The following is a 12,668-nucleotide window of genomic DNA, read 5'->3' as shown; positions in this document are numbered from 1 at the left end:
TTCCTGGTTGTGACCAGGACGAGCGTGGCTCCTGCGGTACTGGCGAGGATGGGTCAGCCGACCCATCCGGCGACGCGTTCGGCGCCCATAATGGCCAGGTGGACGCCGACGAGCTCGTGGCGACCGGGACCACCGCGCTCCAGGACGGCCGCTGGGCCGACGCCCGGGTGGCGTTGGAGGCGGCGGTGGCACGCGACGCCTCCCCGGAGGCACTCGACGGGCTCGGGGAGGTCCGCTACTGGCAGGGCGACTACGCCGCCGCCATCGACCTCCGGGAACGTGCCTACGCCGGGTACCGGGCTCGGGGTGAGACCCGCCGTCCCGCCCGGCTGGCCGCCTACCACCTGGCCTTCGACTACGCCGCCGTGCACGGCAACTTCGCCGCCGCGAACGGGTGGCTGGAGCGCGGACGACGGCTGGCGCGGGCGAGCGGCGACTGCCCCGAACACGGCTGGGTCGAGCTGGCGTGCGTCCCGGCCACCGACGACCTCGACGAGAAGGACCGGCACGTGGCCGCCGCCCTGGACATCGCGCGCCGGTTCGGGGACTCCGACCTGGAGTTCGACGCGCTCGCCTACGCCGGCGCGGCACTCGTCGAACGCGGGCACATCGCCGAGGGCATGCGACACCTGGACGAGGCGGCCGCCGCGACCCAGGGCGGCGAGGTGCGCAGCCCCGTCGCCGCCGGGGAGATCCTGTGCAAGATGCTCGTCGCCTGCGAGATGACGCTCGACGTGCGGCGCGCGCAGCAGTGGACGGAGGCGGCCGACACGCTGTCCCACCGCGCCAACCTGGCCTGGGCGTCGGCCATCTGCCGCACCCACTACGGGGGCATCCTCACCGCGGCCGGCCGCTGGGCCGACGCCGATGCGGAGCTGACCGGCTCACTGCGGTTGTACGGCCGCAGCTACCGGGCCCTGCGCTCGGCGGCGATCGTCCGCCTCACCGACCTGCGCGTCCGCCAGGGCCGGCTGGAGGAGGCCGAGCAGCTCCTGGCCGGGCACGAGCACGACGCCTACGCCGTCCGTCCGCTGGCGCGGCTGCACCTGGCCCGCGGCGAACTGGAGCTGGCCGCCACGGTCCTGCGCCGCCACCTGGGCAACTCCGGCGAGGACGTGCACGCCGTCCCGGTGCTGGCGCTGCTCACCGAAGTGGAGGTCGCCGCCGGGCACGGGACGGAGGCTGCCGATATCGCAGCCCGGCTGGCCGCCCTCGCTCAACGCACCCCGACACCCCTGCTCGCCGCCTTCGCGGCCTACGCCGCGGGCATCTCCGCCACCGACGACCACACCGCCATCGGCCACCTCGAACGGGCGCTCGCCGGGTTCCAGACCGCCGCCCTCCCGTTGGAGGAGGCCCGCACCCGGCTGGAGCTGGCCCGCCTGCTCGCGGCCACCTCCCCTGAGGTCGGCGTCGCCGAGGCACGAGCGGCGCTGGCCGTCTTCGACCGGCTGGGTGCTGCCCGCGAGGCCGATGCCGCCGCGGCGCTGCTGCGCTCCCTCGGCGTCCACGGCCGCACCGGCGCCAAGAACGTCGGCCTGCTCTCCACCCGCGAACGCGAGGTGCTGCACCTGCTCGGACTTGGCCTGTCCAACCCGGAGATCGCCACCCGACTGTTCATCAGCCGCAAGACCGCGGCCCACCACGTCAGCAACGTCCTGACCAAGCTCGGCCTGCGCAACCGCGCCCAAGCGGCGGCCCTCGCCCGCACCGCCGAACTGCCCCATCCCTGACCGACGCGCGTCTTCCAGGTCGGGCCGCCCGCTCCGCACAGGCCGGCAGCGCTACTTCAATTGGGAAATCCGGCTGTCGAGCGCGGAGATCCGAGCCTCCTGTCCGGTGATGATCTCCTGGGCGAGGGTCTTGGTCGCCGCGTCCTGCCCGGTCGCCAGCGCTGTCTTCGCCATCTGGACGCCGCTGCGCAGGTGCTTGGCCAACGTGACCAGCCACTGTCGATCGAAGTCCTGCCCGGAAGAGTTCTCCAGCACGGAGATCTCCGCAGCCGAGAGCATTCCCGGCATGCTGTGCGCGGCCTGCCCGCCCGCGGGAACCTCGACGTTCCACGACCGGAGCCAGCCGGACATCAGCTCGATCTCCTCGGTCTCCGCGGTGGTGATCTCCGTCGCCGTGTTCTTCACGAACTCCGAGGTGCTGCGCTGCGCGGCCAGCGTGGCGAGCTGGATCGACTGCTGGTGGTGCGGGATCATCAGCTGGGAGAAGCGTATGTCGGTCTCGTTGGCCCCGGCCGCGTTCGGCGCCGCGGGAGCAGTCCCCCCGCTCGCCATGGAACACGCGGTCAGTGTCCAGACCAGCAACCCCATCAGTGCCGCCGCCGCCTGTCGGCGCATGAGTCCTCCGCTGTAGATGTCGTCCTGACATAGGGGGTTACGGCCGCGCACCGCAGACGGTTCAAGCCGGTCGCGCCGAGTTCCGCGGACATCGCGGCGGTCCGCGTGGTGCCCAGGGTGTCGGCGACTGGTCCCTATCGTGTCGCCATGCACACCGTGGCCGTGCTCGCCTTGGACAAGGTCATCCCGTTCGACCTGTCCACCCCCATCGAGGTGTTCACCCGCACCCGACTGCCCGACGGCCGCCCCGCCTATCGCCTCCGCGTCTGCGGCGCCACCCCGACCGTCGACACCGGAGCGTTCACCCTCCAGCCGCCGTACGGGCTGGAGGCCCTGACCGAGGCGGACACGATCATCCTGCCCGGCTGCGCCGACCCGACCGCCCCGATCCCGGCCGAGGTTCTCGACGCGCTGCGGCAGGCCGCCGACAACGGCACCCGGATCGCCTCGATCTGCGCCGGCGCGTTCATCCTCGCCGCCGCCGGACTGCTCGACGGCCTGCCCGCGACGACCCACTGGCTCGCCGCACCCGCGCTGGCCCGACTCCACCCGGAGATCAAGGTGGACCCGGACGTGCTCTACGTCGACAACGGCCAGTTCCTGACCTCCGCCGGCGCCGCCGCCGGACTCGACCTGTGCCTGCACCTGATCCGCCGCGACCACGGCTCCGCGGTCGCCGCCGACGCCGCCCGCCTGTCGGTCATGCCCCTGGAACGCGAAGGCGGGCAGGCGCAGTTCATCGTCCACGACCAGCCACCCCTGCCGCGGGGTTCGGTCCTGGAGCCCCTGTTGCGCTGGCTGGAGGACAACACCGCGCACGACCTGGCCCTTGACGACATCGCCGCCCACGCCGGGATGAGCACCCGCACCCTCAACCGGCGCTTCCGCGAACAAACCGGCACCACTCCCCTGCAATGGCTGCACCGCGCCCGAATCCGCCAGGCGCAGCACCTGTTGGAAGCCACCGACCACCCGATCGACCGGATCGCCGGCCAGGTCGGGTTCGGCTCACCCACCGCCTTCCGCGACCGCTTCAAACGCGTCGTCGGCACCAGCCCCAACGCCTACCGCACCGCCTTCCGGGGAACCGGCACCAACTGACCCGGTGGTCCCCGAACCGTCCCGAACAGTCCCGAACCGTCCGGTTCCACCGGGATGGCGCACGCCTATCACGAGGACGCGGGATGACCGGTCCGGCGGCTCGGCAGCAAGATCGCCGTGGCTGGCTACCACCCCACGGAGCAGGAGGCGTTCATGATTCGCGGTCTGATCCGACAAGGCCGGGCCCATGGCTGAGCACCGGCGGCAGCTCGACATCGCGGTGATCGGCGCCGGGATCCTCGGTCTGGCCACCACCGAGGCGCTGGTGCGCCTGGGAGTGGACGTGACGTGCTTCGACGGACGTCCACCCGGACGCGGGCTCTCCGGCGGTCTCACCCGGACGTTCCGGCACCGCCACGACAGCGAGCAGGTGGTGGGGCTCGCGGTGGCGGGCAAGGAGGGCTTCGACCGGTGGGCCAAGCGGTTGGGCCGCAGGCTGATCGGTGACGAGGGCGTCGTCTACGCGGGCATGACCCCCGACCACGCGGCGGGCATGCGCGCACACGGCGTCGAGCACCGCTTCGCCGATCCCGCGGAACACCGGTCGCTGTTCGGGCCGCTGGCCCCGGTGTCCGGGCCGCTGTTGGTCGATCCCGACGGGGGCGCCATCCGGGCCAAGCGCACCATCGACGCGCTGGCGGGCTGGGTGGGCGACCGGATCGTGCAGGCCGACATCCACAGTGTCACGGTTCCGCCGGACGGCGACGGCGTGGAGATCCAGACCACCGAGTCCATCTACCGGGCCCGGCACGTCGTGATCTGCGCCGGCACCGCCGCGCCCCGGCTGGGCGCCGGGGTCGGTTTCGACATGCCGGTGCGGTCGGCGCTGCACGCGCGCCCGCACTTCCGGCTCCGCGACGGGTACCGCGGCGAACCGCTGCCCTGCTGGGTGGACATCACCGGCGAGTTCGGCGAGAAGGTCTACGGCTCGCCGATCGGCAGCACCGGCCGGTACGTGTTGGGCCTGATCGGTCCCGACGTGGACGTGCCGTTCGACGCCGCGGGCGCCCTGCCTCCGGGCTCCACGATGGACGAGCACGTGCGCCGACTCCAGTCCTACGTGCGGCGCGCCCTGCCCGGCCTCGACTCCGAGCCGGTGGGCATCCGGGTGTGCGTGATGACCAAGCTCCCGGCGGGCAGCGACGCGTTCCGGGTCTGGCACACCGGCGGCGTGACCGCCATCGCCGGGCACAACCTGTTCAAGCTGGCCCCGGTGCTCGGCGAACTGCTGGCCGAGTCCGCTGTGGACGACGTGCTGCCCGCGCGGCTGCGGCTGGCGGGCGCCACCGCGCTGCGGGCGGCGTGACCGTGCCGCCCCGGTCCGGAGGGGACGTGATCACGCTGCTGGGCAGCACCGGCACGATCGGCCGCGCGCTGCTGACCGAACTGGTCGGGCGCGGCGTGCGGGTCCGTGCCCTGGTGCGGCCCGGGTCGGTGCTGCCCGCGGGCGTCGCCGAACCGGTGGAGGGCGACCTGACCCGACCGGGCACGCTGACGACGGCGCTGGCGGGCACCGGGTCGCTGTTCCTGCTCACCCCGCTGCACCCCGCCCAGGACATGCTCCAGCAGGGCATCGTCGACGCCGCCCGGCGGGCGGGTGTGCGGCACGTGGTCAAGGTGTCCGCGCTGGGCGCCGACCCGACCTCCGCGTGCCGGGTCCACCGCCAGCACGGCATCGCCGAGCAGGCCGTCGCCGAGTCCGGCATCCGCTACACCATGCTGCGGCCCAACGCGTTCATGCAGAACGCCCGGCAGTGGCTGCCCAGCATCGCCGCCCGCGGCGAACTCGTGCTGCCGGTGGGTGACGCGAAGGTCAGCATGGTCGACGCCCGGGACGTGGCCGCGGTCGCCGCCGTCGCGCTCACCACACCACCGCGGACCGACGCCGTGCTGGAGCTGACCGGCCCGCAGGCGCTGGACTACCCCACCGCCGCCGACCTGGTCGGCAAAGCGCTGGGGCTCGACGTCCGGCACGTCGACGTCGACCCGGACACCGCCAAGGCCGCGCTCACCGCCGCGGGTATGCCGCCGTGGGCGGTGGAAGCGCGCCTGGAGCTGTACGCGACCTACCGGGCGGGGCTGGCCGCGACGGTGACCGACACGGTCGAGCGGTGGACGGGGCGGCCCGCGCGTCGCTTCGCCGACTACGTGGGCGACCTGCGGCTGGTCTGACCGCCGATTCCGCACAGCGAAAAGGGAACCAACAGATGCGTGTCTTCGCCATCGGGGCCACCGGGGTGCTCGGCCGGTACCTCATACCCCTGCTGCTTCGCGGCGGCCACGAGGTCACCGTCATGTCGCCGGGAGGGCGGCTGGACACCCTGCCCGACGGCGTCCGCCGGGTCCGGGCCGGCCTGCTCGACCCGGACACCCCCGAACGGCTGCGCGCGCTGCTGGACGACGCGGACGTGGTGGTCAACACCGCCACCGCGATCCCCCGGGACTTCGCCGCCCGCGGCGCGTGGCAGGAGAACACCCGGCTGCGCCGCGAGGGCACGCTGGTGGTCGCCGAGGCGGTGCTGGCCGCGGGCACGCCCGCGCTGGTGCAGATGAGCGTCACGATGGCCTACCCGGACGGCGGCGACCGGTGGCTGGACGAGGACGAGGAGCTGGACACCTGCCCGACGCGGGCGGTGGTGGCCGCACCGGTCGCGGCGATGGAGGCCACCGTGCGGGCGCTGCCCACCGACCGGGTGGCCTGGACGATCCTGCGCGGCGCGCGGTTCGTCGGGCCGGGCACCGGCCAGGACCAACTGCGCCGCCAACTGCGCGAGGGCACGCTGCGCGGGCCGTGCGGCGGGCGGGAGTTCGTGTCCATGGTGCACGTGGCCGATTTCGCCGCGGCGGTCGTCGCCGTGGTGGAGAACCCCCGGCCGGGCGCGGTGTTCAACATCGCCGACGAGCCGCTGCGGATCGCGCACTACCTGTCCGGCCTGGCCGCCTTCGACGGCTGCCCGCCTCCGCCCGCGACCGCCGAGGCACCGCTGGACGTCGTGTCGCACCGGGTGAGCAGCACCGCGGCGCGGGTGGAACTGGGGTGGTGGCCCGCGCACGGGATCTGGCCGTTGCGCGACCTCGATCCCGAGAAGACGTGATGCGCGCGGCACGCGGCGCACAGCAGTGTCGGTGGGAACGGCGCGAGAGAGCGAGGACCGATGAGCTTCGACGTGGAGCAGTTCGAGATCACCCCGGTCGGCGACGGGGAGCGCCCGCAGGCGATCTACCTGCCGCCGGGCGCGGGCCGCAGTGTGTGGGCCTTCAGCGGCGACAAGTACACCGTCAAGGCCGGGGTGGCCTCCACCGGTGGCGCGCTGGGCCTGATGGAGGCCGAGATCCCGCCGCTGAGCGGTCCGCCGATGCACTCCCACGACAACGAGGACGAGGCGTTCTACATCCTCGGCGGGCGGATCGAGGTCGTCGCCGACGACCGCGCCGTGGTCGCCGAGCCCGGCTCGTTCATCTACATCCCGCGTGGGGCGCCGCACCGGTTCAAGAACGTCGGCGACGACGCGGCCAGGATGCTGCTGCTGTTCCTGCCCAGCGGGTTCGAGGAGTTCTTCCTGGAGGTCGGAACCCCGGTCGTCGAGGGGCAGCAGGCGCCGACCGCGGACACCTTCGAGGCACGGGTTGGCGAGGCGATGGCGATCGCCGAGAGCAAGTACGGGATCGTGAGCCACTAGCCACCCGGCACGGGTGGTCCGCCGCCCGCGCGCGGTCGGCGGGTCCCGTCGTGGACGCCCGCCCGCCGCGGGTCGGCGCCCCCGGGTCGGCACCCTGGTCAGCGCACGCCGGTGAGCACGTCCCACGCGGCGATGGCGCTCTCGGCGATGGCGCTGAGGGCGGCGCGCGAGGCCCCGTCCCGCGCCTGCACCGACATGCCCTCCAGGAGGGCGTTGTAGAAGCCCGCGATGGTCGCGGCGTCGACGCCCGCGGGCACGTCCCCGTCGGCGATGCCGCGCTCGACCCGTTCGCGGAACGCCCGTTCGGTGCTCCTGCGCAGCTCGGCGAGGTGGTCGTGCAGATCCTCCCCGCAGTCGGCGTGCAGGGTGGCGGAGAGCACGATCATGCAGCCGCGCGGCTTCTCCTGGTCGGTGTACGCCACGGCGTTGATCCGCAGCACCTCGGCTATGGCGTCACGTGCGGTGGGCTGCTCGCGCAGCGCCCTGGCCGCCGCGGCGCCCTCGGTCTCGTCGTAGTGGGACACGGCCTCGCGGAAGAGCCGCTCCTTGGAACCGAACGCGGCGTACAGGCTCGGGGAGTTGATGCCCATCGCACCGGTGAGGTCGGTCATCGAGGTGGACTCGTAACCGTTCTGCCAGAACACCATCATGGCGCGACTCAGCGCCGTCGTCCGGTCGAAGGCGCGCGGCCTACCGCGTCCGGGCACGGTCACCACCCCATATCTGTACCGACCAACACGTAATTCCTTGACAAGGGTACGACACGCCGGCCATAGTATTTATGTATCACTCGACACAGAAAAGAGGACGCATGTCCGAACTGGCTGGCAAGGCGGCGCTCGTGACCGGCGGGAGCCGGGGGATCGGGGCCGCCATCGCCCTGCGCCTCGGCGAGTCCGGAGCTGACGTGGCGATCACCTACACCAGCGCGAAGGAACGCGCCGACGAGGTGGTCGAGCAGATCAAGGCCCTGGGCGGACGCGGGATCGCCATCGCGGCGGACAACACCGACGCCGCCGCGGTCGTCGCCGCGGTCGACCAGACGGCCGCCGAGTTCGGACGGCTGGACGTCCTGGTCAACAACGCCGGGATCTTCCCCTACGGCCTCATCGACGACGTGTCGCTCGAAGAGGTCGACCGCACCCTGGCCATCCACACCCGCGCGGTCTACCTGGCCAGCCAGGCGGCCGTGCGGCACATGACCGAGGGCGGCCGGATCGTCTCGATCGGCAGCAGCCTGGCCGAGCGGGTGCCCTACCCCGGCGTGGCGCTGTACTCGATGAGCAAGTCGGCGCTCATCGGCTTCACCAAGGGCCTGGCGCGCGACCTGGGCGAGCGCGGCATCACGGCCAACCTCGTGCACCCCGGCTCCACGGACACCGAGATGAACCCGGCCGACGGCGAGACCGCCGAGGACGAGGTCAGCCTGATCCCGTTGGGCCGCTACGGCCAGACCGCCGACATCGCCAACACGGTGGCCTTCCTCGCCGGACCGGGTGGCCGGCACATCACCGGCACGTCCATCACCGTCGACGGCGGCTCGAACGCCTGAGCACGGTAGCGGGCCGCGGCGGACTCCACACCGGCGCGGCCCGCCCCACCGTGCGCACGGCGGAATCGGAAAGGCAGGCGGGGCGTGACGACCGAGCGGCTCACGACCAAGGCAACAGTGAAGGGCACAACGATGGCCTGGACCATTCTCGTCTTCGCGGGTCTCCTGGAGATCGTCTGGGCCACCGCGCTCAAGCAGTCCGAGGGGTTCAGCAGGTTCTGGCCCAGCGTCGTCGGCATCACCGGCGCCCTGGTGAGCTTCGTCCTGCTCTCCCTCGCCATGAAGCACCTCCCCGCGGGCACCGGGTACGCCGTCTGGGTCGGCATCGGCGCCGTGGGCGTGGCCATCGCGGGCATCATCGCCTTCGGCGAGACGTTCTCCGCGGGACGGGTCGTCTTCATGTCGATGATCGTCCTGGGCATCGTGGGGCTGCGTCTGGTCGAGGGCTAGCCGAATCGGTCCACAGCCTTCGTCCGCACGCGCCCGACGCGGACGAAGGCTGACGTGCGCCCGTCCCCCTATGTCCACACAGGACAATGGTGCGGAAAAAACAGGATGATTGTCCGGTATGTCACTCGATCAGCGGTTTTCCGGGGCCACCGCCTACCTTGGATGATCGTGACCGTGCGTCGCAGATCGCACTCCCTCTGTAATCGTGGCTGGATGAGAGGACGAATTCTCATGGAGAAGCTGATGCGTCCGCTCATTGGACGGGAGCCCGTGCTCGCCCGACTGGACACCGGACTGCGGATGACGGCGGTGGGCAAGGGATCCTGCTTCGTCGCGGAAGGACCGGCGGGCATCGGCAAGTCGGGAGTACTGGAGGCGACGACCGCCCAGGCCCGCGCCACCGGGATCGGCGTGCTGGCGGGCCGAGCCACCGAACTGGACCACCGGGTGCCGCTGGCGAGCTTGCGCAGCGTGCTGCGCCCCTTGCTGTCACAGGCTTTCGCGGACGTGGAGAGCGAGCGCAACGCGCTGCGGCTGGTCGACCGGGTCGGCGACCTGATCGAGGCGAGCGCCGCGCAACGGCCGCTGCTGATCGTGCTGGACGACGCCCAGTGGTCCGACGAGCTGTCCGCGCTCGCGCTGCGCATGTTGATCCCCGCCATGGCCTCCGCACCGGTGATGTGGTTACTGGCCAGACGACCGGCCCCGGCGCGCGGTTACGCGCAGGACACCGTCGAGTGGTTGCTCGACGAGGGCGCGCACCGGCTGCCGCTGGGGCCGTTGGACCTCGACGCGGTCCGCACCCTGTGCGAGCAGGTGCTGGGCGTGCCACCGGACCAGACCGTGCTCGAACTCGCCGAGCGCTGCAACGGCAACCCGTTCCTGCTCGACCACCTGCTCACCACCCTGCGCGACTCCGGGCAACTGGTCGTCGACCACGGCGGGGTCCGCCTGCTGGGCAAGCAGCTCAACGGCGGCTTCCTCAGCGCGGTGGCGCACCGGCTGCGCGACCTGTCCGACACGACGAAGCGGGTGCTCGACGCGGGCGCGGTGCTGGGCAGGCCGTTCACCGTGCACGAGGTCGCCGGACTGGTCGGCCGTGCGCCGGTGGAGCTGTTACCCGCCATCGGCGAGGCGATCGACGCGGCGATCCTGGTCGACGGCGGGCGCACCCTGTCCTTCCGGCACGACCTGATCCGGGAAGCCCTGTACGGCAGGCTTTCCGGGCCGGTCCGGCTGGCCCTGCACCGCGAGGCGGTGCAGGTCGTGCGGACGGAGGGCGGCTCGTCCGGCGAGGTCCTGGAGCACGTGATGCGGAGCGGCTGCCGCACCGACCTGGAGACCATCACCCTGGTGCGCCAGTCGGTGCACGAGATGGCGCCCAACACCGAGGCCGACCTGGTGCTGCGGATGCTCGACCTGCTCGACAGCGGCGACCCCGGCAGGCCCCGGTTGATCGCCGACGGGGTCTGGCTGCTCACGTTGGCCGGGCGCGCGACCGAGGCCATCGAACTCGGTGAACGCGCGCTGGCCACGGGGCTGGACCCGGAGTCCGAAGTGGACGTGCTGCTGCGGTTGGCGATGGCGTTGGAGATCACCGGCCGCACCGGGCGCACCGGTGGCTACACCGCCCAGGCGCTGGCCCGCGTCAGCGGCAACAGCCCCGCCCGTGCCGAACTGCTCGCCACCCACGCGCACGCCCTGCTGGGTGTCGGCGACGCGGTGAGCGCCGACGCGGCCGCCGCGGACGCCGTGCTGATCGGCAGCAGGGAGAGCGACCACGCCGCGGTCGCGGGTGCCGCCGCGGCCCGCAGCGGTGCCGCCCGGATGCGTGGCGACCTCACCGGGGCGCTGGCGCACGCCACCGAGGCGGTCGCGGTCGCCGCGCGCGCCGACGGTCCGCGCGTGCACCTCCCCCGGCTGTGGCTGGCCGCCGCGCACGCCGCCCTCGACGATTTCGCCGCCACCGAGGCCGAACTGGCGCACGCGCAGATCTCCGTGGACGGCCACGGCGCCTGGTGGGCGCGTCCGCTGTGGCACCGCGAGCGCGCCGAACTGCGCTTCGCCGAGGGCAGGCTGGACGCCGCCGCGGCCGAGGCGGAGACCGGTGTGCTGGTCTCCGAGCAGCTCAACGCCCACCCGCTCGGCCTGCCCCTGCTGGCCCTGCTGGCACGGATCGCCATCCGCCGCGACGACCTGGTGCTGACCCGCAACTACCTGCGCCGCGCCGAGGAGGTGTGCGCCGACAGCTCGCCCACGCCGGAGTACCTGCCGTGGGCGTGGGCGGCGCTGGACGAGGCCACCGGCCAGCACGCCGTCGCCCTGTCCCGGCTGGAACCGCTGCTCGACCGGCTGCCCGACCGGGTCATGCTGTTCAGCCGCGAGCCCGCCGCCGCGCCGCGGCTGGTGCGCCTGGCGTTGATCACCGGCGCGTCGGAGACCGCGGAGCTGGTGGTCGAGTCGATCCGCGCGTTCGGTGAGCGCAACCGGGGCGCGGTCTCGCTGGGCGCGGCGTCCCTGCACGCCAAGGGACTCCTGCGGCGGGACGCCGGCGTGCTGCGCGAGGCGGTCGCCCGGTACCGGACCGGTCCGCGCCCGCTGGACCTGGCCGACGCCCTGACCGACCTGGGGGTGGCCGAGGAGTTCGCGGGCAGGCGGGTCGCCGCGGTGGAGGCCCTGGACGAGGCCGTCGGCCTCTTCGGCGAGTGCGGCGCCAAGCGCAGCGCGAACCGGGCCCAGCAGCTGCTGCGCGAACTGGGCGTGCGCAAGCGCATCCGCCAGGACAACGGCGCGGGCTGGTCCAGCCTCACCCAGTCCGAGCTGCGGGTGGTGCGGCTGGTGGCGCAAGGGCTGACCAACCGCGAGGTGGCCCTGAAGCTCTTCCTGTCGCCGCACACCGTGGACAGCCACCTGCGGCACAGCTTCGTCAAGCTCGGCATCACCAGCCGCGTGGAGCTGACCCGGCTCGTCCTGGTGCACGACATCGGCCCGGAGAGCGCCGTCTCGTAACGATCCACAAAGGACTCGAAGGGCTCGGGGGGACGTGATCCCGCGACTATCGCGCGAACACGGGATGGGCGGACGGCGCCGCGGCGGCAGGCTGGGAGGACAGCCACCCTACCCGGTGGGCACACCGGGGCGAGCAGGGAGATTCCATGCCCACTAACGCGATCGGGCCCAACTTCCTCACCCTCCAGGTCCGCGACGTCGAGCGGTCGCTGCGGTTCTACACCGAGCTGATGGGCTTCGAGCCCACGGAGTCCTCGAAGAACCCCAACGCCGCCGTGCTCGACACCAAGCCGATCAAGCTGGCCCTGCGCAAGTCGGTCATCGACCTGGACGCGGTGTCCCAGCTGGGCCACGGAGTGGTGATCTGGATCCACGCCGAGGACCCGGACAAGCTCGCCGCGCACCTGGCCGAGCACGACGTGACCATCACCAAGCCGCCGTGCGACGGGTTCTGCGGCCGCGAGTTCCAGTTCAAGGACCCCGACGGCTACGAGCTGACCATCTACACCGGCTGACCTGGCGCCACCG

At 72.6% G+C, this 12,668-nt stretch carries 12 protein-coding genes; 10 read left to right on the top strand and 2 right to left on the bottom strand.

Features of this window, described 5'->3' with window-relative positions; translation table 11 throughout:
* Window positions 1–98 precede the first annotated feature (98 nt).
* A complete protein-coding gene (locus tag FM051_RS20260; protein WP_158845629.1) occupies window positions 99–1,733 on the top strand; it encodes a LuxR C-terminal-related transcriptional regulator in 1,635 nt (544 codons plus the stop codon).
* A gap of 51 nt (window positions 1,734–1,784) precedes the next feature.
* Here the strand turns inward: FM051_RS20260 and FM051_RS20255 are convergent, their stop codons facing one another.
* Window positions 1,785–2,348 carry a DUF305 domain-containing protein gene (locus FM051_RS20255; protein ID WP_158845627.1) on the bottom strand — a complete coding sequence of 188 codons (564 nt, stop codon included), beginning with the start codon at window positions 2,346–2,348 and terminating at the stop codon, window positions 1,785–1,787.
* Window positions 2,349–2,495: 147 nt separating this feature from the next.
* On the opposite strand from FM051_RS20255, the gene FM051_RS20250 reads away from it, so the two are divergent.
* From FM051_RS20250 to FM051_RS20230, 5 genes are all read left to right on the top strand, one after another.
* Window positions 2,496–3,449 carry a GlxA family transcriptional regulator gene (locus FM051_RS20250; RefSeq protein ID WP_158845625.1) on the top strand — a complete coding sequence of 318 codons (954 nt, stop codon included), beginning with the start codon at window positions 2,496–2,498 and terminating at the stop codon, window positions 3,447–3,449.
* Between the two features lie 187 nt (window positions 3,450–3,636).
* Window positions 3,637–4,755 (top strand): NAD(P)/FAD-dependent oxidoreductase, encoded by a 1,119-nt coding sequence (locus FM051_RS20245; RefSeq protein WP_158845623.1) that lies wholly within the window; start codon window positions 3,637–3,639, stop codon window positions 4,753–4,755.
* Window positions 4,756–4,781: 26 nt separating this feature from the next.
* Window positions 4,782–5,621, top strand: a complete 840-nt coding sequence (locus FM051_RS20240; protein ID WP_158845621.1) for an NmrA family NAD(P)-binding protein — start codon at window positions 4,782–4,784, stop codon at window positions 5,619–5,621.
* 35 nt (window positions 5,622–5,656) lie between these two features.
* Entirely contained in the window at window positions 5,657–6,544 is an 888-nt protein-coding gene (locus FM051_RS20235; protein WP_158845618.1) for an NAD-dependent epimerase/dehydratase family protein, read from the top strand.
* Between the two features lie 60 nt (window positions 6,545–6,604).
* Complete coding sequence (locus FM051_RS20230; protein ID WP_158845616.1) at window positions 6,605–7,129, top strand: quercetin 2,3-dioxygenase; 525 nt, start codon at window positions 6,605–6,607, stop codon at window positions 7,127–7,129.
* Window positions 7,130–7,227: 98 nt separating this feature from the next.
* Here FM051_RS20230 and FM051_RS20225 read toward each other — a convergent pair whose 3' ends face one another.
* Entirely contained in the window at window positions 7,228–7,836 is a 609-nt protein-coding gene (locus FM051_RS20225; RefSeq protein ID WP_158845613.1) for a TetR/AcrR family transcriptional regulator, read from the bottom strand.
* A gap of 104 nt (window positions 7,837–7,940) precedes the next feature.
* Here FM051_RS20225 and FM051_RS20220 point away from each other — a divergent pair, with 104 nt between their 5' ends.
* The 4 genes from FM051_RS20220 to FM051_RS20205 all read left to right on the top strand — a co-directional run bounded on the left by FM051_RS20220 (window position 7,941) and on the right by FM051_RS20205 (window position 12,655).
* Complete coding sequence (locus FM051_RS20220) at window positions 7,941–8,681, top strand: SDR family NAD(P)-dependent oxidoreductase (RefSeq protein WP_158845610.1); 741 nt, start codon at window positions 7,941–7,943, stop codon at window positions 8,679–8,681.
* 132 nt (window positions 8,682–8,813) lie between these two features.
* A complete protein-coding gene (locus tag FM051_RS20215; RefSeq protein ID WP_158845608.1) occupies window positions 8,814–9,131 on the top strand; it encodes a DMT family transporter in 318 nt (105 codons plus the stop codon).
* Window positions 9,132–9,374: 243 nt separating this feature from the next.
* Complete coding sequence (locus FM051_RS53205; protein ID WP_158845605.1) at window positions 9,375–12,140, top strand: helix-turn-helix transcriptional regulator; 2,766 nt, start codon at window positions 9,375–9,377, stop codon at window positions 12,138–12,140.
* A 146-nt stretch (window positions 12,141–12,286) separates the two neighbouring features.
* Entirely contained in the window at window positions 12,287–12,655 is a 369-nt protein-coding gene (locus FM051_RS20205) for a VOC family protein (RefSeq protein ID WP_158845602.1), read from the top strand.
* Window positions 12,656–12,668: the final 13 nt, after the last annotated feature.

It is taken from the genome of Saccharothrix deserti (assembly GCF_009769385.1).
Lineage (GTDB): Bacteria > Actinomycetota > Actinomycetes > Mycobacteriales > Pseudonocardiaceae > Actinosynnema > Actinosynnema deserti.
This window is presented reverse-complemented; position numbering and strand designations above follow the sequence as displayed.

Bases quoted from the DNA above. Each gene is read 5' to 3' on its own strand.
- FM051_RS53205 (WP_158845605.1), top strand. From the start codon at position 9,375: ATGCGTCCGCTCATTGGACGGGAGCCCGTGCTCGCCCGACTGGACACC.
- FM051_RS20245 (WP_158845623.1), top strand. From the start codon at position 3,637: ATGGCTGAGCACCGGCGGCAGCTCGACATCGCGGTGATCGGCGCCGGG.
- FM051_RS20220 (WP_158845610.1), top strand. From the start codon at position 7,941: ATGTCCGAACTGGCTGGCAAGGCGGCGCTCGTGACCGGCGGGAGCCGG.
- FM051_RS20235 (WP_158845618.1), top strand. From the start codon at position 5,657: ATGCGTGTCTTCGCCATCGGGGCCACCGGGGTGCTCGGCCGGTACCTC.
- FM051_RS20250 (WP_158845625.1), top strand. From the start codon at position 2,496: ATGCACACCGTGGCCGTGCTCGCCTTGGACAAGGTCATCCCGTTCGAC.
- FM051_RS20215 (WP_158845608.1), top strand. From the start codon at position 8,814: ATGGCCTGGACCATTCTCGTCTTCGCGGGTCTCCTGGAGATCGTCTGG.
- FM051_RS20205 (WP_158845602.1), top strand. From the start codon at position 12,287: ATGCCCACTAACGCGATCGGGCCCAACTTCCTCACCCTCCAGGTCCGC.
- FM051_RS20230 (WP_158845616.1), top strand. From the start codon at position 6,605: ATGAGCTTCGACGTGGAGCAGTTCGAGATCACCCCGGTCGGCGACGGG.
- FM051_RS20255 (WP_158845627.1), bottom strand. From the start codon at position 2,348: ATGCGCCGACAGGCGGCGGCGGCACTGATGGGGTTGCTGGTCTGGACA.